This is a genomic window from Stenotrophomonas sp. PI_27, assembly GCF_027854495.1.
Classification (GTDB): domain Bacteria; phylum Pseudomonadota; class Gammaproteobacteria; order Xanthomonadales; family Xanthomonadaceae; genus Stenotrophomonas; species Stenotrophomonas pavanii.
Map to the genome: position 1 here is coordinate 20,675 of NZ_JAJNOF010000020.1, position 23,455 is coordinate 44,129.

Here is a 23,455-nt window from a genome sequence, read left to right on the forward strand (position 1 = left end):
TGCCCGGCCGGTACGCGGGAACCACATGGAAGGCCAAGGAGAAACAACATGCGTCTGGCAGCAATGACTCTGGCCGTTGCCACGGCCCTCGTCGCCGGCGGTTGCAACCGCATCGGCGGCGGCGCGGATGCGGGCAAGGCCGCGTCCCTCGATTTCGACAAACCGGTGTCCGGCGAGATCACCTCGCGCAGCGGCATCAACTACAACGATGGCAGCCACCACCAGCTTTACCAGATCAAGCTGGAAGACCGGCAGCTGGTTGGACTGAAGCTGACCGGTTCGCTGAGTGGCTCGATCGCGGTATTCAGCAACGGCAGCCTGGTGGCCAGCAGTGCCACCGGTTACGAGCGCGCGGACGACGTCTCGCTGGCGTTCCGTGCCAACGGTGCCGGCACCTACCAGGTGGCGGTCAACGCCAACGGCTCGACCGATTACGGTCCGTACCGTCTGCGTGCCGAGAAGCTGGTGCCGTACGACGGCAAGCCGATCCCCGGCGCTGGCGAAATCGTCGACATGCTGGCCGGCGAAGCCCAGGAATACACCCTGCAGGTCGACAAGGCCGGCCTGTACGACATCCGCCTGGAGTCGGATGCATTCGATCCGGTGCTGAAGCTGGAAGGGCCGGACGTGGATGCCGAGAACGATGATGGTGACGGCGTCAACTCGCGCCTGAGCCTGTCGTTGAAGCCGGGCAAGTACACCCTGACGGCACGTGGCCTTGGCAGCGGCGTCAGCGGCATGTTCAAGCTGTCTGCCAAGCGCATCGAGCTGCCGGGCAACCTGGTTGAACGTGATGGCACGGCGCTGCCGAAGTCGGGCAGCGTGTACACGATGCTCGACAACGATGGCCGCCGCCGCTTCCTGCTGTCCCTGGACCGTCCGGCCGATGTCCGCCTGGATGCGATCTCCAGCCAGGTCGATACCGTGCTGCGCGTCGTTGGCGGCGACGTCGAGCTGACCGACGATGACGGCGGCAACGATACCAATGCGCGCCTGGAAGAAACCCTGCCGGCCGGTCACTACACCGTGGATGTGTCCAGCCTGAGCAATGGCGCGGGCCTGGTGGAAGTGCGCGTGCAGGTGGAGGGTGCCAGCGCGGATGGAGCTGCGGCTTCGGCGGCGCGTGCAGCGGCCGATGCTGCGGCCAGCGCCGATGATGCTGCAGCCGTGGAAGCCGCCAGCCGTTGACGGTGATCCGCGCTACGCGTGGATCAGCGCAACGCTGCCAAGGAAAAGGCCGGGCATTGCCCGGCCTTTTCTTCATGCGTCGCGTACCGGCGGTCAGTGCGCGGCGGCAAAGCCCGCATCGCCCAAGGGCGGCAGCATCGACCCGCGCAGTTCGCTGTCCGCGCCTTGCCCGGCGGCGTTCAGCGCCTGCTGGTAGGCCTTGGCGGTGGCGGTGTTGAACGCCACCAGCACGATCCGCATCGGTTGCGCGTGGCTGCGCTGCCAGGCCAGTGTTTCGGTCACTGCGATCTGCGCCGCCTGGTACAGCGGATAGCCATAGACACCGCAGCTGATCGCCGGGAACGCGATCGACTGCACGCCCAGCGACTCGGCCAGCTGCAGCGACTTCCAGTAGCAGTTGGCAAGCAACGCCGGTTCGTCGCGCTGGCCGTCATGCCAGACCGGGCCGACCGTGTGCAGTACATGGCGCGCCGGCAGCGCATGGGCACTGGTGGCGCGCACTTCGCCCGTCGGGCAACGCACGCCCGGGCGCAACTCCGGCAACTGCGCGCACTCGGCCAGCAATGCCGGGCCGGCCGCGCGATGGATCGCGCCGTCGACACCGCCGCCACCGAGCAGTGTTTCGTTGGCCGCGTTGACGATCGCATCCACCGCCAGGGTCGTGATGTCACCCTGCCAAACCTCGATCTTCATGCGTCCGTCTCCTGCCTGTGAGGTGATCCGCGCAGCAGCTGCGCCGGCTGTTCCCACGGTAGGGGACAGGGCATCGATGCTGCGTCATGACCGTCTCACGCGCTGCGATCCGACGGCCTTCACGCACGATGGCGGGCGACGCCTTCACGCAGGCTGAAGCAGAACGGGGTCGGAGCCCTTTCCCTTCGGAAAAGGGATCCGACCCCGGGCCCGTAACAGGATGGGGTCAGATCCTTTTCCGGATGGAAAAGGCTCTGACCCGGATGTCACGGCAGGCCGGCCAGCCAGTCGTCGTCGGAGCCTTCGTTGACATCGGCGAACAGCGGCGTGGAGAAGTAGCGTTCACCGGTATCCGGCAGCATCGCCAGGATCACCGCGCCCGGTTCTGCGCGGGCCGCCACGTCCAGCGCGCTGGCCACAGTGGCACCGGCAGAGATGCCGACGAAGATGCCTTCCTCGGCAGCCAGGCGGCGCGCGGTGGCGATCGCGCGGTCATCTTCGACCGACAGCAGTTCATCCACCACATCGCGATTGAGCACGTCCGGCACGAAGTCCGGGGTCCAGCCCTGGATCTTGTGCGGTTTCCAGTCATCGCCCTTGAGCAGGGCAGCGCCGGCCGGCTCGGTGGCGATGATGCGGGTCTGCGGGCGCGCCACCTTCAGGACCTCGCCCACGCCGGTGAGCGTACCGCCGGTGCCCCAGCCGCTGACGAAGTAGTCCAGCCGCTTGCCGGCGAAGTCGCGCAGGATTTCCGCAGCGGTGGTGTTGCGGTGATAGGCCGGGTTGGCCGGGTTGGCGAACTGGCTGGCCAGGAACCAGCCGTGCTGCTCGGCAAGCTCGCGCGCCTTGCGCACCATGCCGCTGCCGCGTTCGGCGGCCGGGGTCAGGATGACCTTGGCACCGTACGCGCGCATCAGCTTGCGGCGCTCCACCGAGAACGTCTCGACCATGGTGGCCACGAACTTATAGCCGCGCGCGGCGGCGGCCATCGCCAGCGCCACGCCGGTGTTGCCCGAGGTGGCCTCCACGATCGTGTCGCCCGGCTTGAGCAGGCCACGTGCTTCGGCGTCGAGGATGATCGCCAGCGCCAGGCGGTCCTTGACCGAGCCGCCCGGATTGAACGATTCAACCTTGACGTAGACGCTGACCTGCGGCGGTGCCAGGCGCTGCAGCTTGACGATGGGGGTGTTGCCGACGGTATCGAGGATGGAGTCGTACAGGGCCATGGAAGCGCTCCGGAAACGGGGGCCACGCCGGGCTTCGGCGGGCGAAGGGGAGGGCTGGCTGTTAAGGCCAGCGGCTGCCGGCTGACCGTAGCGCCGGCATATGACGCCCGGAAATGACCAGATACCTTTCTTAAACAACCTTTGGTTATAAGCTGGTGACGGCAATTGACCCTAGAGTGGACCTCCGCCCCACGCCGCCTGCCTCCCATGACGCTGACCCAGCTGCGCTACCTGGTTGCCATCGCCGACGCCGAGCTGAACATCACGCTGGCCGCTTCGCGCGTGCACGCCACCCAGCCTGGCCTGTCCAAGCAGCTCAAGCAGCTGGAGGATGAGCTCGGGTTCCTGTTGTTCGTGCGCAAGGGCCGCAGCCTGGAGTCGGTCACCCCGGCCGGCACCGAGGTGATCGCCCGTGCCCGCGCGGTGCTGGCCGAGGCCAACAACATCCGCACCTACGCCGCCAACCAGCGCCGCGAGAGCCAGGGCCAGCTGATCCTGACCACCACCCACACCCAGGCGCGGTTCGTGCTGCCACCGGCGGTGGCGGCGATCAAGCAGGCCTACCCGCAGGTCAGCGTGCACCTGCAGCAGGCCGGTGAAGCCGACGCGCTGGACCGCTTGAACCAGGGGGATGCCGATATCGCGATCATCAGCACCGCTGGCGGCGAACCGACCGATGGCATCGCGGTTCCCCTGTTCCGCTGGCGGCGGCTGGTGGTGGTGCCCAAGGGCCACCCGCTGGACCGCGCCGGTCGCGCACCGGACCTGGCCGCGCTGGCGCGGCAGCCGTTGATCAGCTACGAATCCTCGACCCGCCCGAATTCGTCGCTGCAACGCGCCTTCGCCGCCCATGGGCTGGTGCCCGACCTGGCACTGACCGCGCTCGATGCCGACCTGATCAAGACCTACGTGCGTACGGGCCTGGGCGTGGGCCTGCTGGCCGAGATGGCGGTCAGTTCCAACGATGAAGACCTGAAGGCCTGGCCGGCGCCGGCGCCGATTGCCGAGTGCATCGCCTGGGCAGTGCTGCCACGCGACCGCGTGCTGCGTGATTACGCGTTGGAGCTGGTGCACGTGCTGGCCCCGCAGATCGATCCGCGCGACCTGCGCAGGGTGCTGGACGGCAACCAGGCGGCCGCGTGGCCGCTGCCACCAACCTGGGAGTCGCTGACCCAGACCATCACGGTGTGAGGTGGGTCGAGCAGGGCTTGCAGCCCTGCACCCGCGGTAGTGCCGGCCGCTGGCCGGCAACCTCAGAAGCAACATCAACATCAAATGCGGGTTTCCTGTGGGATGGCGGGGCGGTGTGGGCAGGCAGGACACGCCGTAAACCCCGCTCCGCGGTCCGGCCCAGCCGCCGGCGGCTGCGCGTTCGGGCGCTTGCGAAGCAGTGCTTCGCAAGCAAAGCGCCCTCACCCATGGGGGCTCGATGGCGCCATCCATGGCGCCAACGGTCCTGCCTGCCCACACCGCCTTCCCACAGGAAGCCCGCTTTTGCTTCGACTGTTGCTGTTGCTGTTGCTGTTGCTCCAGCTCCAGCTCGCAGCGGGTGCAGGGCGCAGCCCTGCCGATAAACCCCGTCCTGCGACGGTTCGTCGCACGGGCAACCCTGGACCCGCCTCTACACTAGCGCGGTGACCCGCCTGTCCCGCCCGCAGCGTCTCCTGCTCCAGCTCGCCGTCCTGGCGACGCTGCTGATGGTGCTTGCGCCGCTGGTCAGCCGCGCGCTGCAGGCGCCATCGGTGGGCCACGCAGCGATGGCGGGCATGGACCACGCGCACATGCATCACGATGGCGCCGGAATGGGTCAGAGCCCTCTGCATGGGCAGAAGGATCCGACCCCAACCGGCCGATCCCCACGCCATGCACGGCGACGCTTGCGAATACTGCGTGCTGGCCATGCGCCTGCTGCCCTGGCTGGCGGTGCTGGTGCTGCTCTTGCCGCTGCTGTGGCGGCCACGGCTGACGTTCGCGTGGACGCAACTGGTGCTGCCGGCGCTGCGCTGGCCGGCACACGCCGCGCGTGGGCCACCGCGCCGCTCCATCGTCCGCTGATGTCCCCATGAATCTGCCGCACGACGCCTGACCGGGCGCCGTGCGCGCGTGCGTACCTTGGAGCTGTTCCGATGAAAATGACTTCCCGCCCTGCGTTCGCCTGCGCGCGCCTGCCGGTTGCCCTTGGCCTGGCCGTGGCTGCAACGCTGGCTCATGCTGCGCCCGCCGAAGAGGCGCGCACCCTCGACACGCTGGTGGTCACCGCCGCCGCACCGTCCTCGCCGTTGCACTGGGTGACCGACCCGCGCCTGCCACGGCAACCGGTGCCCGCCAGCGACGGCGCCGATTACCTGAAGACCGTTCCGGGCTTCTCCGCCATCCGCAACGGTGGCACCAACGGTGACCCGGTGCTGCGCGGCATGTTCGGTTCGCGCCTGAACATCCTCAGCAATGATGGCAACCTGATCGGTGCCTGCCCATCGCGGATGGACAATCCGCTGTCCTACATCGCGCCGGAGAGCTTCGACCGGCTCACCGTCATCAAGGGCCCGCAGAGCGTGCGCTGGGGCGCGGGTGCGTCGGCGGGCACCGTGCGTTTCGAGCGCGATACGCCGCGCTTCGAGGAGCCCGGCCTGCGCGCCGATGCCAGTGCGCTGGTCGGTTCGCGCAACCGCAACGACCAGGTGCTGGACCTGACCCTGGGCAACCCGACCGGCTATGTGCGCGCCAGCGGCAACCGATCTGAAGCCGATGACTACACGGACGGCCACGGTGAGGTGGTGCCGTCGAAGTGGCGCAAGTGGAATGGTGACGTGGCCATCGGCTGGACGCCGGATGCCGACACGCTGCTGGAAGTCTCCGCCGGTGCCGGCGACGCCATCGCGCGGTACGCCGGGCGCGGCATGGACGGTGCCTCATTCGAACGCACCAGCTACGCCGCGCGCTTCGAGAAGCGCAACCTGCCGGGGGCGTGGGACACGGTGCAGGCCAACGTGTACTACAACGAGGCCGACCACGTGATGGACAACTACACGCTGCGCACCCCGAATCCGCACAGCATGATGCCGATGCCGATGGCGTCGAACGTGGATCGACGCACCCAGGGCGGCCGGGTCAGCTCCGAGTGGCGCTGGCAGGACGTGCAGCTGGTCGCCGGCGTGGATGGCGAAGACAGCCGGCACCGTGGTCGCATGGGCATGGGCCGCGGCACCTACCGCCAGGCCGCGTGGGAGACCGATGCCAATTTTAGCCGCTATGGCGCATTCACCGAGTTGACGCTCGGCGCCGGTACCGGCCAGCGCTGGATCGGCGGCCTGCGCGTCGACCGTGCCAGCGTGCGCGACGCGCGGCAATCGACCCGCGGGATGATGGGGAACATGCCCAATCCGACTGCGGGCGAGCATCGCAAGGCATGGCTTGGCAGCGGCTTCCTGCGCTACGAGCAGGACCTGGCCGATGGCCTGACCGCGTATGCCGGGCTCGGCCACAGTGAACGCATGCCCGACTACTGGGAGCTGTTCTCGCCCGACCACGGCCCGGCCGGTGCGGTGAACGCGTTTGCCGGCATCCAGCCCGAGCGGACCACCCAGCTCGACGTCGGCCTGCAGTACAAGGGACCGCGCGTGCAGGCCTGGGTCTCGGCCTACGCCGGGCAGATCCAGGACTACATCCTGGTCACCTACCACGGCAGCGGCATGATGGGCATGAGCCAGGCCAGCAATGTCGACGCGCGTATCGCCGGTGCCGAGGCTGGCCTGGAAGTGAGCCTGGCCCAGCAGTGGACACTGGGCGGTACGCTGGCCTATGCGTGGGGCGAGAACCGCGATCAGCAGCGTCCGCTGCCGCAGATGCCGCCGCTGGAAGCGCGCCTGAGTGCGAACTGGGAGGGCCAGCGCTGGAGCGCCGGTGCGCTGCTGCGTGCGGTGACCCACCAGCATCGTGTCGCAGTTGGCCAAGGCAACGTCGTCGCGCAGGACCTTGGACCGAGCGCGGGTTTCGCCACCTTCGCGCTCAATGCAACCTATCGTTTCAGCTCGCAGCTGCAGCTCAGTGCAGGCATCGACAACCTGTTCGACCGCGCCTACAGCGAACACCTGAACCTGGCCGGCAGTGCCGACTTCGGCTTCCCCGCCGACCCGGTACGCATCAATGAGCCGGGGCGCAGCCTGTGGATGAAGCTGAACTACCGGTACTGATGCTCCGGGCATGGCCCGCCGCCAGCGGTGCGTAAGCGGCAAAAAAAAGGGGCCGGATCCCCGCCAGGATCCGTCCCCACCCGACGCCCTCCGTCGGGCTGGTTCGACTCTACGACGGCCGCCGCCTCGATGGGGCGCGGGATACACCTCGACACACGCCGACATCGCAGCGGGCAGCCTTGCATGGAACGGGTTCAAGGCGCTATCGCAGCTGCGGTTCCACGCCGGTAAACGCTTGGCACATACCGCTTTCGCAGGCCCTTGCCTACACTCGGCGGCCGTGGATCAATCTGGACCGTTCATGTTGGCTCGTATCGCTTCGACCCTGGCCCTTGGCCTCAGCCTGGCCCTGGTGGCCGGGTGCGCAGGCAAACAGGAGGCCGCCGCACGTCGGCAGGGCGAAGCGGTGCCGGTCACGGCACAGGTCGTGCAGTCCCGGCAGTGGAACGACACCCTGCAGGCACTGGGCACGGCCAGGGCGCGTGAATCGATCAGCGTCACCGCCAAGGTCAGCGAAATCGTCGAGAAGGTGCATTTTGAAAGCGGCCAGCACGTGGCGGCCGGTGCGCCGATCGTCACCCTGCGCGGCCAGGCCCAGGAGGCCGCACTGGTGCAGGCGCAGGCCACCTTCCACGAGGCCGACCAGCTGTACAGGCGCCAGCGCGAGCTGGCCACCCAGCGGCTGGTGTCCAGCGCTACGCTGGATACCCAGAAGTCGATCCGCGATGCCGCCGAAGCGCGCGTGGCGCAGATGCAGTCGGACATCGCCGACCGTCGCGTGCGTGCGCCGTTCGCCGGCGTGCTCGGCATCCGCCAGGTCAGCCCGGGCACGCTGCTGACGCCGACCACGGTGATCGCCACGCTCGATGACATCGAGCACATGCACGTTGATTTCCAGGTGCCGGAAGTGGAACTGGCCGCGCTCGGCGTCGGTGACAAGGTCAGCGCCACCAGCGTGGCATGGCCGGGTCGCACCTTCGAGGGCGAGGTCAGCACCATTGATGCGCGCATTGATCCGGCCACCCGCGCGGTGACCGTGCGTGCCGATTTCGCCAACGGCGACCATGCGCTGCGCCCGGGCATGCTGCTGGACGTGCGCCTGTTCCGCCCCGAGCGCCCGGCATTGGTGGTTCCGGAAATTGCGGTGGTGCAGGTCGGCCGCGATACCTTCGTGTACCGCATCAGGAGCGACAACAGCGTCGAGCGCGTGGATGTGGTCACTGGCGCGCGCCGTGCGGGCGTCGTCGAGATCAAGCAGGGCCTGGAGGCCGGCCAGCGCATCGTGGTCGACGGCACCGGCAAGCTGCGCCCGGGTCTGAAGGTCGCGGCCAAGGACGTCGCGCCAGCCCATGGCGGCGAGCCGGCTGATGCGCCGGCGCCGGTCGCGGCCGAGGGCCACGGCGGATGAAGCTGTCCGACATTTCCATCCAGCGCCCGGTGTTCGCCGTGGTGATGAGCCTGCTGCTGCTGGTGCTGGGCGTGATGTCCTTCACCCGGCTTACCCTGCGCGAACTGCCGGCCATCGACCCGCCGATCGTCTCGGTCTCGGTGGACTACACCGGCGCCTCGGCGGCCGTCATCGAGAGCCGCATCACCCAGGTGCTGGAAGATGCGCTGGCTGGCATCGAGGGCATCGATACGATCAACGCACGCAGCACCAACGGCCGCTCGCAGGTCAGCATCGAGTTCACCTCCAACCGCGATATCGAAGCGGCGGCCAACGACGTGCGCGACGCGGTCAGCCGCGTGGCCGACCGCATGCCGGAAGAAGCGCGGCCGCCGGAAATCGCCAAGGTCGAGAGCGATGCCGACCCGATCATCTGGTTCAACATGGTCTCTTCGACCATGGACACGCTGGAACTGAGCGATTACGCCGACCGCTACGTGGTCGATCGCTTCTCCAGCCTGGATGGCGTGGCCCAGGTCCGCATCGGCGGCCGCCAGCGCTATGCGATGCGCATCTGGCTGGACCGCGACCAGCTGGCCGCACGCGGCCTGACCACCGGTGACGTGGAAACCGCGCTGCGCAACGAGAACGTGGAGCTGCCGGCCGGCCGCATCGAGTCGACCGACCGCGATTTCACCCTGCGCGTGGAGCGCAACTACATCAAGCCCGAGGACTTCGCGACCATCCCGCTGGGCAAGGGCCGCGACGGCTACGTGGTGCGCATGGGTGACGTGGCGAAGATCGAGCTGGCCTCGGCCGAGCGCCGCGCGTACTACCGCAGCAACGGCGAGCCGGGCATCGGCCTGGGCATCGTCAAGACCTCCACCGCCAACGCGCTGGACGTGGCGCGCACCGCGCGCGCTGAAGCCGAGCGGGTGGCGCTGACCCTGCCCAAGGGCACGCAGATCTTCGTCGCCTTCGACAACACCACCTTCATCGAAGCGGCCGTGGACCGCGTCTACGCCACGCTGGTGGAAGCGATGATCCTGGTGCTGGCGGTGATCTGGCTGTTCCTCGGCAGTTTCCGCGCCGCGTTGATCCCGGCGGTGACGGTGCCGGTGTGCCTGGTCGCGGCGTTCATCGCGCTGTACGCGTTCGACTTCTCGATCAATCTGCTGACCCTGCTGGCACTGGTGCTGTGCATCGGCCTGGTGGTGGACGATGCGATCGTAGTGGTGGAGAACGTGCAGCGCCGCATCGACCTGGGCGAACCACCGCTGGTGGCCTCCAAGCGCGGCACCGCGCAGGTCGCCTTCGCGGTGATCGCCACCACCGCCGTGCTGGTGGCGGTGTTCCTGCCGGTCGGCTTCCTGGAAGGCAACACCGGGCGCCTGTTCCGCGAGCTGGCGGTGGCACTGGCGGCGGCGGTCGCGTTGTCCGCGTTCGTGGCACTGACGCTGACGCCGATGATGGCCTCCAAGCTGCTCAAGCCGCACACCGGGCAGGCACCACGCGGGCTGCACGGCTTCATCAACCGCAACCTGGAACGCCTTGCCGGTGCCTATGGGCGGGTGCTCGATCACCACGTCGACCACACCTGGATCTACCTGCTGGTGATGGTCGCCGCGCTGGCCGCCAGCTGGGGCCTGCTGAAGCTGCTGCCGTCGGAACTGGCGCCGGCCGAAGACCGCGGCTCGTTCCAGATCATGATCGACGGCCCGGAAGGCGCCGGCTACGACTACACCGTGCAGCAGGTGCAGCAGGTGGAAGCGCTGCTGGCGCCGCATGTGGGCCCGGACAAGCCGATCGTGCGCGCCAACCCGCGCGTGCCCGGCGGCTTCGGGGCCAGCGAAGAGATGCACACCGGCCGCGTCAGCATCTTCCTGCAGCCGTGGCGCCAGCGCAGCGAGGCCACGCCGGACGTGGCCAACGAACTGCAGAAGGAACTGGACACCATCCGCGGCGTGCGCGTGCGTACGCAGGTCGGCGGCGGCCTGGTGCGCAGCGGCGGGCAGCCGTTCCAGATCGTGCTGGGCGGTCCGGAATATGCCGAGATCGCGCAGTGGCGCGATCGCATCCTGCTGCGCATGGCCGACAATCCCGGGCTGGTCGGCGCGGACTCGGACTACAAGGAAACCCGGCCGCAGATGCGGGTGAACATCGATCGCCAGCGTGCGGCCGACCTCGGGGTACCGGTGACCGCGATCGGTTCGGCGCTGGAAACCATGATGGGCTCGCGTCGCGTCACCACCTTCGTCGACAACGGCGAGGAGTACGACGTGCTGGTGCAGGCCGGCCGCGATGGCCGTGCCAGCCCGGCCGACCTGGCCGCGATCCGCGTGCGCGCCAACTCCGGTGAGCTGGTGCCGCTGTCCAACCTGGTCACGCTGAGTGAAGTGGCCGAGGCCGGCACGCTGAACCGCTTCAACCGCCTGCGCTCGATCACCATCAGTGCCGGCCTGGCGCCGGGCTATCCGCTGGGCGAGGCCATTGCCTGGGCACAGAACGTGGCCCAGGAAGAACTGCCGCAGTACGCGCAGGTGAACTGGAAGGGCGAGTCGCGTGAGTACCAGAGCGCCGGCGGCGCTGTGCTGCTCACCTTCGCCATGGCCCTGCTGGTGGTCTACCTGGTGCTGGCCGCGCAGTTCGAGAGCTTCATCCATCCGCTGACCATCATGCTGACGGTGCCGCTGGGCGTGCTCGGCGCGCTGGTCGGGTTGTGGGTGAGTGGCGGCACGGTGAACCTGTTCAGCCAGATCGGCATCGTCATGCTGGTCGGCCTGGCTGCGAAGAACGGCATCCTCATCGTCGAATTCGCCAACCAGCTGCGCGACGATGGCCGCAGCGTACGCGAGGCGATCATTGAATCGGCGATGGTGCGCCTGCGCCCGATCCTGATGACCTCGATCGCCACCGTGGTCGGCGCCATCCCGCTGGTGGTGGCCGGTGGCCCCGGTTCGGCCAGCCGTGGCACGATCGGCATCGTGATCATCTTCGGCGTGACCCTCTCGACGTTCCTTTCGCTGTTCGTGGTGCCGGCGTTCTACGCGCGGCTGGCCCCGTACACCCGTTCGCCGGAAGCGGTGAAGCGCGAGCTGGAGACGCAGGAAGCAGCGTCGCCGTCGGTGGGCGGCCATGCCTGACCGGCACGCCGGCGGGGTCGGGCCAGGGGTCGGATCCCTTTCCGGAACGGAAAGGGCTCTGACCCCGCCACTCCAGGGTGAAGGTTTCCGACTGCGTCCCTGGCGCAATGAAGACCTGGAATCCCTGCTGCGCCACGCCAACGACGCCGAGGTGTCTCGCGGCCTGCGCGACCGCTTCCCGTACCCGTACACGCGCGCCGATGGCGAGGCCTTCCTCGCGGGCCGCGTACTGGCCCCCGGCACCCTGAACCTGGCCATCGAGATCGACGGCCAGGCCTGCGGCAGCGTCAGCGCCCAGCAGGGCGTGGCCGAGCGAGGGCATACCGCCGAACTGGGCTACTGGCTGGGCCAGGCGCATTGGGGCAAGGGCGTGATGACCCGTGTGGTCGGCCTGTTCGCACCGTGGGTGATGGACCAGCTGCGCCTGTTCAGGCTGCAGGCCACGGTGGTGGACTTCAACCTCGGCTCGGCGCGGGTGCTGGAAAAGAACGGCTTCCAGGAGGAGGGCGTGGAGCGCTGCGCCGTCTACAAGCGTGGCGTGCTGCACGACCTGCGCCGCTTCGCCCGGGTACGCACGCAGCTGCCGTGAACCCCTGGGGTCAGATCCCTTTTCGCCAGAAAAGGGCGCTGACCCCAACCCCTCAAACGGGCGAACCGGGGTCGGAGCCCTCGCGCGCTGCGCAAGGGATCCGACCCCTTGTCTTCTGGCGCTACCGCAGCGGCCTGCGATCAGGGAGAATCGACCGGTCCCCTCCAGCCGACGGGACGTCCTTACAACCCGCCGACTGGAGAGAGCGCGCGTGGAAGCAACCGTACACTTCATCAACAGCATCATCTGGAGCAAGGCACTGATCTTCGTGTGCTTGGGCGCCGGCCTGTTCTTCAGCCTGCGCACGCGCTTCATGCAGATCCGCGGCTTCTTCGAGATGTGCCGCCTCACCGTCAAGGGTGAGAAATCCGACGCCGGTGTGTCCTCGTTCCAGGCCCTGGCCATGTCGATGGCCGGCCGCATGGGCATCGGCAACATCGCCGGCGTGGCCACCGCCATCGCCTTCGGCGGCCCCGGTGCGATCTTCTGGATGTGGGTGATGGGCTTCCTCGGCGCGTCCACGTCGTATGTGGAATGCACCCTGGCGCAGATCTACAAGACCAAGGACGCCGAAGGCCGCTACCGCGGTGGCCCGGCGTACTACATCGAAAAGGCCATGGGCCTGAAATGGTACGCGCTGGCCTTCGCCATCGCCACGATCATCGCCGCCGGCTTCCTGATGCCGGGCGTGCAGGCCAACGCCATCGCCGACAGCATCATCAACGCCTGCCGCGGTACTGCCCTGTGCGGCCCGCTCGATGGCCAGGCCTTCGGCATGGAGTCGGTGCAGGCGCTGAAGCTGGGCATCGGCATCGTGGTGGCGCTGCTGCTGGGCGTGGTGATCTTCGGCGGCGTCAAGCGCATCGCCAACTTCGCCGAAGTGGTGGTGCCGTTCATGGCCGCCGGCTTCATCCTGATGGCCATCGTCATCATGATCATCAACTACGACCGCGTGCCGGAGATGTTCAACATCATCTTCAGCAGCGCCTTCGGCACCCACGCCGCGTTCGGCGCGATGATGGGCCTGGCGGTAGAGTGGGGCATCAAGCGCGGCATCTACGCCAACGAAGCCGGCCAGGGTTCGGGCCCGCATGCAGCGGCTGCCTCGGAAGTCTCGCACCCGGCCAAGCAGGGTTACGTGCAGGCCTTCGCCATCTACTTCGACACCATGATGGTGTGCACCGCCACCGCGTTCCTGATCCTGGCCAGCGGCACCTACAACGTCTACTCGCCTGCAGGCGCCAGCGCCCCGCCGATCTTCCAGGGCCTGGCCGGCATTCCCGAAGGCGCCGGTTACGCCCAGGCCGGCGTGGAAGCCGTGCTGCCGGGCTGGGGTTCGGCGTTCGTGTCCATCGCCATCTTCTTCTTCGCCTTCACCACCATCATGGCGTACTACTACATGGCCGAGACCAACCTCAGCTATGTGAACCACAACAAGAAGCGCCCGCTGACGGTGCTGGTGCTGCGCCTGGGCATCATCGGCATGGTGGTGTTCGGAGCATTCCACAACGCAACCCTGGCCTGGGCGCTGGGTGACATCGGCGTCGGCCTGATGGCCTGGCTGAACATCATTGCCATCCTCATCATCCAGAAGCCGGCGATGCTGGCCCTGCGTGACTACGAACGACAGAAGAAGCTCGGCCTGGATCCGGTGTTCGACCCTGATGCCCTGGGCATCAAGAACGCCGATTTCTGGCGCCAGCGCAAGCAGGAGAGTGTGTAAGTGAACAACCCTTGGAACAACCGCCGCCCGTCCGCCCGTCCGCCGCGCGCAACGCCGTTGCCGCGTCCGGAGGTGCCGGCCACGGGCGGTGGTGGGCGCGGTGGCAGCGACGAGCTGCGCCTGTACGGCCTCAATGCCGTGCTGGCCGCGTTCGAAGCGCGGCCGCAGGCGCTGCGCAAGCTGTACCTGCTGGAGGCGCGCATTCCGCGCCTGCAGCCGCTGCTGAAGTGGTGCGTGGCCAACCGCGTGGGGTATCGCGTGGTTGAAGACGGCGATCTGAACAAGCTTGCCGGCACCACCCACCACGAAGGCGTGGTGGCCGATGTGCTGCGCGCACCGGCGCTGCCGCTGTCGCAGTGGCTGGAGCAGGTCGGTGACGGTCCGGCGCTGGCATTGTGGCTGGATGGCGTGGGCAACCCGCACAACCTCGGCGCGATCCTGCGCTCGGCCGCGCACTTCGGTGCCAAGGCGCTGCTGCTGCCGGCCGGCAGCACGCTGGCGCTGTCCGGTGCCGCCGCGCGCGTGGCCGAGGGCGGTGCCGAGGCGGTGCCGCTGGTGCAGCTGCCGGAGACCGCCCAGGCGATGGCACAGCTGCGTGCCGCCGGTTTCGGCCTGGCCGCGACCCTGGTGGAGGGCGGTGACGACGTGTTCCGCACCGCGCTGCCGCAACGCCTGGTGTATGTGATGGGCGCCGAAGGCGAGGGCATGGACCGTGGCCTGGCGGGGGCGTGCGACCTGCAGGTCTCGATTCCCGGCAGCGGCGCGGTGGAGAGCCTGAACGTGGCCTCGGCCACGGCGGTGCTGCTGGCGCAGTGGGCCAGCCGCCGCAGCTGATCTGGTATCCCGGATCGGATCCCTCGCCGCGGGCGAGGGCTCCGACCCCTTCCAGGGTTCGTCATTGCGTCAAGCGCGCATGACGTTTTGAAAGTTTCCTTATTGGTCAGCCGCTTCCGGCAACGCAGGGTGGAACTCCATCCCACGGTGTCCAGAAGAGGCTGCCATGCATCACCCACGCTGTATCCTCATCGCATTGCTGGTCCTGACCAGCGTCCTTGCCAACGGCCGTGCCGCAGCCGGCGAACGCAGCCTGGACGGGGTCAACTTCACCGGTCCGCTGATCACCCCCAATCCGGCCGGCCTGCCGCAGGGCAACTGGTACATCGAACCCTACCTGGTGCGGGTCGACAGCCGCGATCAGTATGACGATGGCGGCCATCGCCGCGGCAGCGCGCAGCACAGCGGTGCGTGGGCCACGGTGGTGCCGATCATCTACGGCTTCAGCGACCGGGTGATGGGCCAGGTCAATCTCAGTGCATCGCGTGCCGAACAGGGCAGCGCGCGCAGCAGTGGTTTCCGCGCCGGAGATACCACCGCGCGCCTGCAGTACCTGCTGCAGGCGCCCAATGCCGATGGCACGCGTCCGGCCATCTCGGTCGCGCTGGTGCAGCGCTTCAGTACCGGCAGCCACGACCGCGTCACCGGCAATCCGCTTGATGCGCAGGGCGACGGCGTGCAGCGCACCACTGCCGCAGTGGGCGTGCAGCAGGTGGTCTGGCTGGGCAACGACCGCCCGCTGCGCTGGCGCGCCCAGCTCAGCGCGGGGCCGGCACCGTCGCGCACGGCGATCTCCGGGGCCAGCGTCTACGGCACCGATGACAGCTTCCAGGGACACATCTCCCGCGGTTCGGTGCTGGGCCTGTCGGTGGGGGCCGAGTACAGCTTCAATCCGCGCTGGGTCGGCGTGATGGAAGTGGCCGCCAGCCGCGAGACCGGCCAGCGCCTGAGTGGTTTCGCGCGCAACGCCAGCGGCCACGTCGAGCGCATCGAGGAACATCGCCCGGCCAGCCGCAGCGTCACCCTGGCGCCGGCCGTGGAGTACCACTTCAGCCCGACGCTGGGCCTGATCGCCGGCGTGGAATTCAGTGTGGCGGGTCGCAACACCCGCCATATCGTCAGCCCCCAGATTGCCTTGGGCATGTTCTTCTAGGAGGTCGCCGATGAACATCGAATCCATCGTCAACACGATCCTCGGCGTCGTCTGGAGCCCCTACCTGGTGGTGCTGTGCCTGCTCACCGGCCTGTACTTCAGTGTGCGCACGCGCTTCATCCAGCTGCGTGCATTGCCGGACATGCTGCGCCTGATGTTCCGCCATGAGCGCTCCGATGCCGGGGTGTCGCCGTTCCAGGCGTTGTCCCTTTCGCTGTCCAGCCGGGTGGGCGTCGGCAACATCGCCGGCGTCGCCATGGCCATCGCCTTCGGCGGCCCCGGCGCGATCTTCTGGATGTGGATCGTCGCCTTCCTCGGCGCGTCCAGTGCTTTCATCGAATCCACGCTCGCGCAGATCTACAAGGATCGCGACGGCAAGGGGCAGTACCGGGGCGGCCCGGCGTACTACATCGAGAAAGGTCTCGGCCAACGCTGGTATGCCGTGCTGTTCGCACTGGTGACGGTGCTGGCGGGCGCGATGCTGGCCGGCACCCAGTCCAATGCGATCACCAGTGCGGTGAACGAAGCCTGGGACGTACCGGTGATGACCACCACCGCGGTTCTGCTGGTGGTGCTGGGCGCCATCCTCATCGGCGGTGTGCGGCGCATTGCGCGCGTGGCCGAATGGGTGGTGCCGCTGATGGCCGTGGCCTACCTGCTGGTCACGGCGCTGGTGATGGTGCTCAACGCGGAGAAGCTGCCGGAGGTGATCATGCTGGTGCTGCGCAGTGCATTCGGCGTGGATGCAGCGTTCGGCGCGATGATCGGTACTGCCATCCAGTGGGGCGTGCGTCGCGGCGTGCTGTCCAACGAGGCCGGCATGGGCAGTGGGGCGCACCCGGCCGCCGCCGCGGAAGTCTCGCATCCGGTCAAGCAGGGCCTGGTGCAGTCGTTCTCGGTCTACATCGACACGATGGTGGTGTGCAGTGCGACCGCCTTCCTGATCCTGTCCACCGGCCTCTACAACGTCTACGACCCGGCGGTGAACGGCATTCCCGATGACGCGCGCCTGCTGCTGGGCAATCTGCCCGGCGTCGAGGCCGGGCCACGCTTCGTGCAGCATGCGGTGGAGTCCGCGCTGCCGGGCTTCGGCCGTTCGTTCGTGGCGCTGGCGATCCTGCCGTTCGCGTTCACCACCATCCTCGCGCTGTACTACATGGCCGAGACCAACGTCAGCTATCTGTGCCGCGATCGGCCGACGGCGTGGCTGATGGGCGTCTTCCAGTTGCTGTTCCTGGCAGCGACCGGCTACTCGGCGGTGAACAGTGCCACAGTGGCCTGGTCGCTGGGCGACATCGGCGTCGGCCTGATGAGCTGGCTGAACATCATCGCCATCCTGCTGCTGCAAAGGCCTGCCCTGGCCGCACTGCGCGACTACGAGCAGCATCGCCAGGCCGGCAAGGATCCGCTGTTCAACCCGAAACTGCTGGGCGTGCGCAACACCAGCGTGTGGGAAGGCTGACAGGATCGGGGTCAGATCCCTCGCCAGGGCGAGGGCTCTGACCCACGCCATTGCCCGATGGGTGCGAACCTCGGTTCGCACCGCTCTTCCCGCTGCACTCGCCGGGCATGGCCCGGCGCCAGCGCATCACTCGTTCGGCGGCGTGGTCGCCTTGGCCTCGCTGCCGAAGCTGCCATCGGCTTCTGCCGCCAGGTAGGCAAACACGGTGTAGGCGGCCACGTTCTGTGCCAGTGCCTTCGGGTCGATCTTGTCCAGCGTGTCGTCGGCGGTGTGGTGCAGGTGGAAGTAGTCCGAGCCGTCCTGCGCCAGCCACGCCCACGCACCGCCCTTGGCGGCCAGCGGGCCGACGTCCGGGCCCGGGCCCCCCTTGTCGGCCTGGTACTCGATGCCCAGCGGCTTCATCACTTCGGCAATCTGCTTCGTCGCTTCGCGCGAGCCTTCCGGGTTCGGCGAACCGGTATTGAAGGCGTAGATGCGGCCTGCGCCGAAGTCGCTCTCGGCGGCCAGCTGGTGCAGGGCCACGTCCTTGGCGTGTGCCTCGGCATAGGCCTTGCCGCCGTACAGGCCCTGTTCCTCGTTGGCGAAGGCGATCACGCGGATGGTGCGCTTCGGTGCCTGCTTGAGCTGGCCGATCAGGTGGCCTGCAGCCATGGTGATGCCCACGCCTGCGCCGTCATCGACAGCGCCGGTGCCCAGGTCCCACGAATCCAGGTGACCGCCGATCACCACCACTTCCTTCGGCAGGCTGCGGCCGGTGATCTCGCCGATCACGTTGTACGAAGTGGCCGTGCCATCCCAACCGCAGTCCAGCGCCACCTTCACCGTGGTGCTGCCACGCGCCAGCAGGCGCGCCAGCTGGTCGGCATCGGGCACCGACAGCGCGGCCGACGGCACCGGGGTCAGGCCGTCATCGAAACGGGTGATGCCGGTGTGCGGCACGCGGTGCGAGTCGGTACCGGCCGAGCGCATCAGGAAACCGACCGCGCCCTTGCGGATCGCCTCGGACGGGCCCTTGCTGCGGATCGCGCCGCCGCGGCCGTAGTCGCGGCCATCGCGGAACGGCAGCATCTGGTAATCGACGAAGGCGATCTTGCCCTTCAGCGAACCCGCCGGCGCGGCCTGCAGCGCGGCCAGGTCGGCGAAGCGCACCACTTCGGCTTCCACGGTGCCACCCGGGCTGCCGCCCAGTGCGGTGATCTGCAGCGGCTGCGGGTTCCTGCCGGTCACGGCGGCGTGTTCACTGCGGCGTTCCCACTTCGGGAACGTCACCGGCTCCTTCCAGACCTTGTCGAAGCCCAGGGCCTTGAACTTGGCTTCGGCCCAGGCCACGGCGCGGGCATCGGCTTCGCTGCCGGCGATGCGCGGACCGATCTCGGTGGTGAGCGATTCGACCACCTTCCAGCCGGTGTCATCGGCCAGCGCCTGGTCGCGCAGTTGTGCGGCGGTGGCCAGCGACGCCGGGGGCAGGGTGGTGGTGCGCGGCGCCGCGAAGGCCGGGGCGGCCAGCAGGGCGAGGGAGGATGCGATGGCAAGGACGCGGCGACGCATGGACAACTCCGGGAAGGGACCTAAGCCTTGGAGCTTAACAGTCGTTCAGCCCGGCGCATGGGCGGGAGGTCATGGCTGGCGCGGATGCTGTTTTCCGCCAGATGCAGCAAAGCGAAAGCCCCGCCGGAGCGGGGCTTTCGTGCAGTCGCGGTCGTGCCGGCCGCTGGCCGGCTGCCGCATGTCCCGATGTTGCCGGTCAGCGGCCGGCACTACCGTTCTGCGGCCTTATTTCTTCAGGCTGTCGCGGATCTCGCGCAGCAGCACCACTTCTTCGGCCGGTGCGGCCGGTGCCGCTTCCTTCTTGCGCGACAGGCGGTTGATCGCCTTGACCACGATGAAGATCGCGAAAGCCACGATCACGAACTGGATCAGCGTGTTGATGAAGTCACCGTAGCCGATCACTACCGCCGGAATTTCCTTGCCATCGGGGCCGAGCCGGGCCGGTGACAACGTCCAGGCCAGTTGCGAGAAGTCCACCTTGCCGATCAGCAGGCCCAGCGGCGGCATGATGATCTTCTCGACCAGCGCCGTCACGATCTTGCCGAAGGCCGCGCCGATCACCACGCCGACGGCGAGGTCGATGACGTTGCCGCGCATCGCGAATTCCTTGAACTCGGTGAGCATTCCCATTGTTGTTTTTCTCCGGTGGGGAAGTGGACAGCGCGCAGGGTAGCGCAGGTGATGTCAGCCGGCGATCACGCCGTGGCGCTCGGCCACGTTTTCCAGGCGGGCACTGAAACGGTCGCCGGGCTTCAGCGCAGCCACCCCGGACGGGGTACCCATGAACACCAGGTCGCCGGCACGCAGCTGCCACAGCTTGGACAGCTCGTGCAGGATTTCCGGCACGTTCCAGATCATCTGGTCGAGCAGCGCCTGCTGGCGCACCTCGCCGTTGACCTCCAGCGACAGGTTCAGCGCAGCCAGGTCGCCCACTTCTTCGGCGTGGACGATCTCGCTGATCGGCGCGGAGGCATCGAAGCCTTTGGCCGCATCCCACGGGTGGCCCTTGTCCTTGGCCGCGGCCTGCAGGTCGCGGCGGGTCAGGTCCAGGCCGACGGCATAGCCGTAGACCAGTGCGTCGGCGTCGGCCACGGCCAGCTCGCCGGCGGGCGCATCGCGGCCGATCGCCACCACCAGCTCCACTTCGTGGTGCAGGTTGGCGGTCGACGGCGGGTAGGGAATGGCATCGTCGTGGCCGACCACGATCGCGTCGGCCGGCTTGCTGAAGAACATCGGGCGGCCACGGTCATCGGCCGCCGGCACCGCGGCACCCATTTCGCGGGCGTGGTCGGCGAAATTGCGGCCGACGCAGTAGATGCGGTGCACGGGGAAACTGCCACCACCGGCTACCGGCACACGCGGCAGGGCTACGGCAGGGATCACATCGGAGACATCGGACATGCGGGCATCCAGGAAGGGCGTGCCCGCAGTCTAGAACGCATGGCGCCCGCCGTCAGCGGGCGCGCAGGAGGTGGATCAGCGCGAGGCCGGCAACACCGGCTTGCGTACCACGCGGTACTCGCCCTCGACCACGGTCGGGTCGACCGGGCGTGCAGTCCCCGGCTTGCGCGAGGCCAGCAGCTTCCATGCCAGGCCCACCAGGATCATCGCGGCACCGACGAACACGCCGATGAACACCATCGCGGCCAGGATCGCCAGGCCAAGCAGGCCCACGGCAACGCGCACCAGCGGGTGACGCGGCTTGCGCGGCGCGAACAGGGTGCGGAACTGGTTGAAGGCGGATGCGCGATTGAACATGGCGGCTCGATAGGCTGGGATCAGCGAAAGCAGAGTATCGGGACGCGCCACTGTCATTGAGTGAAAAACTCGTTAAATATAGCCTGTGCTTATTACAGATCAATGACTTGTGTTCATGTCGCAGCCAGTCACCTGAGTGGGCATGCGACAATGCGGGTTTACCGTACGAGCCTTCGCCATGACTGCCGCTGCCGCCCTGATCGCCCTGGATGCCCTCGCCGATGGCGCGTTTGCCGAGGTCGAAGCGCTGGTCGATGGCGATGCCGAATCGCTGGTGCTGTACCGCGACGGTGCGCAGGTGCGCGCGTTCCTGAACATCTGCCCGCATGCCGGCCGCCGTTTGGACTGGGCACCGGGCCAGTTCCTGAAGAGCCGCGAGGGCCATCTGGTCTGCGCCGCGCACGGCGCCTCGTTCGCGCTGGACAGTGGCGACTGCATCGCCGGCCCGTGCAAGGGCGACCGCCTGCGCGCAGTGCCGGTGGACGTGCGCGACGGGCAGGTTTACCTGGCTTGAAGCCAGCTGGGGGTCGGATCCGTTTTCCGCAGGAAAACGGCTCTGACCCCATCAAGCCAGGAGCAGTCGAGCATGGCTCGACGCTACAAAAGCCGTGTCGACCGAGGTCGGCAGCTACCAGAACGAGATCCGTGCCGGCCAGCGGCCGGCACTACCGGGGGACAGGGCGCAGCCCTGCCAACAAACCCCAACCCTCAGAACATCAGGTTGATCATCAGCACCACCACGCAGGTGTAGATCAGCGACAACGGGCCGCCGACCCGCCACATCTCGCGCGGGGTGTAGTTGGCCGGGCCGGTGATCATCGAGATCACCGGGTTGGAGGCCGTCATCAGGTTGTTGGACGCCGACAGCGCCACGATCAGTGCGAACGCGGTCGGGTTGCCGCCTGCCGCCAGCGCCAGGTTCACCGCGATCGGCACCATCACGATGGTCGCGCCCACGTGGCTGATCACCAGCGAGAACGCTGTGGTCAGCAGTGCCAGTGCCACCTCCAGTACCCACACCGGAATGCCGGTCGGCAGCTTGTCGATGGTGTGGCCGGCCACCCACGCCGCCGCACCACTGGAATCCATCGCCCAGCCAAGCGGAATCAGCCCGGCCATCATGAATACCGTCTTCCAGTTGATCGAGGCATACGCCTCGTCCATGCGCAGCACGCCGGTCAGCAGCATGCCCGCCACGCCGGTCATCAGCGTCAGCGCCACCGGCAGCTTGCTGGTCAGCGCGATCAGGATGGTCAGCGCGAAGATCGCCATGGCGATCTTGAACTTGTGCGGTCGCTGCTCGCCGGTGGGGTAATCGGTGACCACCACGAAGTCGCGGCTCTTGGCGGCCTGCGCCAGGTCGGTCCAGATGCTGTGGAACACCAGCATGTCACCGGCGCGCAGCTGCACGTCGCGCACGTCCTCGCGGATCACCTGCTTGTCGCGGTTGATCGCCAGCAGGCTGATGCCGCGCTCCTTGCGCAGGCGCAGGTCGGCCGCGCTCTTGCCGATCACATTCGAGGTCGGCGGCACCACCGCCTCGGAAATACCGGCGCGGCTGGGGTTGAACAGGTCGCCCAGGTGCTTCAGGCGCGAGGACATGCGCAGGAACTGGTTCTGCGCGAAGTCGCTGATCTGCTGGCGCGGGCCCATCGCACCGAGCACGCTGCCGACCCAGATGCGCATCTCTGCCGGCGGCGCCAGGCGGGTGTCGTTGCCGGTCTTCAGCGCCAGCAGCAACGGTGCGTCGTGCAGGTTCTCGGCCTCGCCCAGGGTCATGCCCACCAGCGGGCTTTCCGCGCTCACCACCAGCTCGAACACGTCGCCTTCGATGCCGTAGGTCTTGGCGAAGTAGCTTTCGGTGCGCGCCGGGGTGACCCCGTCGTTGACCAGGTTCTCTTCCTCGATCAGCTTGCGGTCGCCGTAGTAGCGGAAATACAGCAGCGAGGCGACCAGCAGCGCCACGCCGATCGGCAGCGGCGCGAACATGCGCAGTGGCTCGATGGTGGCCAGGCCCGAGGGCAGGTTGTTGTTGGCCGAGGCCAGCAGGTCGTTCAGCAGGATCAGCGGCGAGTTGCCGACCATGGTCAGCGCACCGCCCATCACGATCGCCGCCGAGATCGGCAGCAGCAGGCGCTGCATCGTCAGGCCCGTGCGCGCCGCCAGCCGCGAGGCGACCGGCAGGTACAGCGCCATCACCGATGGGTTCTGCATGAAGGACGAGTTCAGGCCGGCAATGGCCGTGGTCATCATCAGCAGCCGCTGCTCAACGCCATGGCCACGCCGCAGCAGCCACGCGGCCAGCCGGTTCAGTGCCCCGGTGCGGTCCAGGCCCGCACCGAGGATGGTGGTGGCGATGATGCTCATCACCGCGTTACCGGAGAAACCGCCGAAGATCTCCTCCGGCGCGATCAGCCCGGTGACACCGAGCACCACCAGCACCACCAGCGCGACCACGTCGGCGCGGATGCGCTCGAACAGGAACATCGCCATCGTGAAGCCGACCAGCCCGAGCACGAGCTTCATGTCGTTGGTCAGCGTCAGCGCGGTATCCATGTGGG

General features: G+C 67.9%; 18 protein-coding genes and 1 pseudogene. 12 read left to right on the forward strand and 7 right to left on the reverse strand.

Annotation, left to right across the window (positions count from 1 at the left end; translation table 11 throughout):
• The first annotated feature begins 48 nt into the window (after positions 1-48).
• Positions 49-1,188, forward strand: coding sequence for an ABC transporter substrate-binding protein (locus tag LRM18_RS19010; protein ID WP_270955285.1), 1,140 nt, complete (start codon positions 49-51; stop codon positions 1,186-1,188).
• A gap of 93 nt (positions 1,189-1,281) precedes the next feature.
• Here the strand turns inward: LRM18_RS19010 and LRM18_RS19015 are convergent, their stop codons facing one another.
• On the reverse strand, positions 1,282-1,881 hold the full coding sequence (locus LRM18_RS19015; protein ID WP_270955286.1) for an O-acetyl-ADP-ribose deacetylase: 600 nt from the start codon (positions 1,879-1,881) through the stop codon (positions 1,282-1,284).
• A gap of 266 nt (positions 1,882-2,147) precedes the next feature.
• On the reverse strand, positions 2,148-3,107 hold the full coding sequence (gene cysK / locus LRM18_RS19020) for a cysteine synthase A (protein ID WP_206631952.1): 960 nt from the start codon (positions 3,105-3,107) through the stop codon (positions 2,148-2,150).
• A gap of 207 nt (positions 3,108-3,314) precedes the next feature.
• Between cysK and LRM18_RS19025 the strand changes: the two genes are divergently transcribed.
• The 10 genes and pseudogenes from LRM18_RS19025 to LRM18_RS19070 all read left to right on the forward strand — a co-directional run bounded on the left by LRM18_RS19025 (position 3,315) and on the right by LRM18_RS19070 (position 17,588).
• Complete coding sequence (locus LRM18_RS19025; protein WP_049465578.1) at positions 3,315-4,298, forward strand: LysR family transcriptional regulator; 984 nt, start codon at positions 3,315-3,317, stop codon at positions 4,296-4,298.
• Positions 4,299-4,741: 443 nt separating this feature from the next.
• Positions 4,742-5,162 (forward strand): annotated as a pseudogene (locus LRM18_RS19030) (DUF2946 domain-containing protein).
• A 71-nt stretch (positions 5,163-5,233) separates the two neighbouring features.
• Positions 5,234-7,297 carry a TonB-dependent copper receptor gene (locus tag LRM18_RS19035; protein WP_270955287.1) on the forward strand — a complete coding sequence of 688 codons (2,064 nt, stop codon included), beginning with the start codon at positions 5,234-5,236 and terminating at the stop codon, positions 7,295-7,297.
• A 301-nt stretch (positions 7,298-7,598) separates the two neighbouring features.
• The gene (locus tag LRM18_RS19040; RefSeq protein WP_064239089.1) at positions 7,599-8,705 is read left to right on the forward strand and encodes an efflux RND transporter periplasmic adaptor subunit; all 1,107 of its coding nucleotides are present in this window, start codon (positions 7,599-7,601) and stop codon (positions 8,703-8,705) included.
• Positions 8,702-11,827, forward strand: a complete 3,126-nt coding sequence (locus LRM18_RS19045; protein ID WP_270955288.1) for an efflux RND transporter permease subunit — start codon at positions 8,702-8,704, stop codon at positions 11,825-11,827. The genes LRM18_RS19040 and LRM18_RS19045 overlap by 4 nt, the downstream gene beginning before the upstream one ends.
• Positions 11,820-12,416 (forward strand): GNAT family protein, encoded by a 597-nt coding sequence (locus LRM18_RS19050; RefSeq protein ID WP_164081926.1) that lies wholly within the window; start codon positions 11,820-11,822, stop codon positions 12,414-12,416. Before LRM18_RS19045 ends, LRM18_RS19050 begins: the two co-directional genes overlap by 8 nt.
• 211 nt (positions 12,417-12,627) lie before the next feature.
• The gene (locus LRM18_RS19055) at positions 12,628-14,139 is read left to right on the forward strand and encodes an alanine/glycine:cation symporter family protein (protein ID WP_057494690.1); all 1,512 of its coding nucleotides are present in this window, start codon (positions 12,628-12,630) and stop codon (positions 14,137-14,139) included.
• On the forward strand, positions 14,140-14,973 hold the full coding sequence (locus LRM18_RS19060) for a TrmH family RNA methyltransferase (RefSeq protein ID WP_049404371.1): 834 nt from the start codon (positions 14,140-14,142) through the stop codon (positions 14,971-14,973).
• A gap of 166 nt (positions 14,974-15,139) precedes the next feature.
• Positions 15,140-16,126: a hypothetical protein gene (locus LRM18_RS19065; protein WP_270955289.1), complete on the forward strand. Its 987-nt coding sequence runs from the start codon at positions 15,140-15,142 to the stop codon at positions 16,124-16,126.
• Positions 16,127-16,136: 10 nt separating this feature from the next.
• Positions 16,137-17,588, forward strand: coding sequence for an alanine/glycine:cation symporter family protein (locus tag LRM18_RS19070; RefSeq protein ID WP_180867418.1), 1,452 nt, complete (start codon positions 16,137-16,139; stop codon positions 17,586-17,588).
• Between the two features lie 126 nt (positions 17,589-17,714).
• Here LRM18_RS19070 and LRM18_RS19075 read toward each other — a convergent pair whose 3' ends face one another.
• From LRM18_RS19075 to LRM18_RS19090, 4 genes are all read right to left on the reverse strand, one after another.
• Positions 17,715-19,136 (reverse strand): M28 family peptidase, encoded by a 1,422-nt coding sequence (locus LRM18_RS19075; RefSeq protein WP_032957185.1) that lies wholly within the window; start codon positions 19,134-19,136, stop codon positions 17,715-17,717.
• Positions 19,137-19,361: 225 nt separating this feature from the next.
• The gene (gene mscL, locus LRM18_RS19080; protein ID WP_053461247.1) at positions 19,362-19,766 is read right to left on the reverse strand and encodes a large-conductance mechanosensitive channel protein MscL; all 405 of its coding nucleotides are present in this window, start codon (positions 19,764-19,766) and stop codon (positions 19,362-19,364) included.
• Between the two features lie 54 nt (positions 19,767-19,820).
• Positions 19,821-20,537 carry a fumarylacetoacetate hydrolase family protein gene (locus LRM18_RS19085; RefSeq protein WP_053506581.1) on the reverse strand — a complete coding sequence of 239 codons (717 nt, stop codon included), beginning with the start codon at positions 20,535-20,537 and terminating at the stop codon, positions 19,821-19,823.
• A 75-nt stretch (positions 20,538-20,612) separates the two neighbouring features.
• On the reverse strand, positions 20,613-20,894 hold the full coding sequence (locus LRM18_RS19090) for a hypothetical protein (protein ID WP_049466016.1): 282 nt from the start codon (positions 20,892-20,894) through the stop codon (positions 20,613-20,615).
• A 178-nt stretch (positions 20,895-21,072) separates the two neighbouring features.
• Here LRM18_RS19090 and LRM18_RS19095 point away from each other — a divergent pair, with 178 nt between their 5' ends.
• Positions 21,073-21,408: a Rieske (2Fe-2S) protein gene (locus LRM18_RS19095; protein ID WP_049466019.1), complete on the forward strand. Its 336-nt coding sequence runs from the start codon at positions 21,073-21,075 to the stop codon at positions 21,406-21,408.
• Positions 21,409-21,602: 194 nt separating this feature from the next.
• Here the strand turns inward: LRM18_RS19095 and LRM18_RS19100 are convergent, their stop codons facing one another.
• Positions 21,603-23,450: an SLC13 family permease gene (locus tag LRM18_RS19100; protein ID WP_049466020.1), complete on the reverse strand. Its 1,848-nt coding sequence runs from the start codon at positions 23,448-23,450 to the stop codon at positions 21,603-21,605.
• Positions 23,451-23,455: the final 5 nt, after the last annotated feature.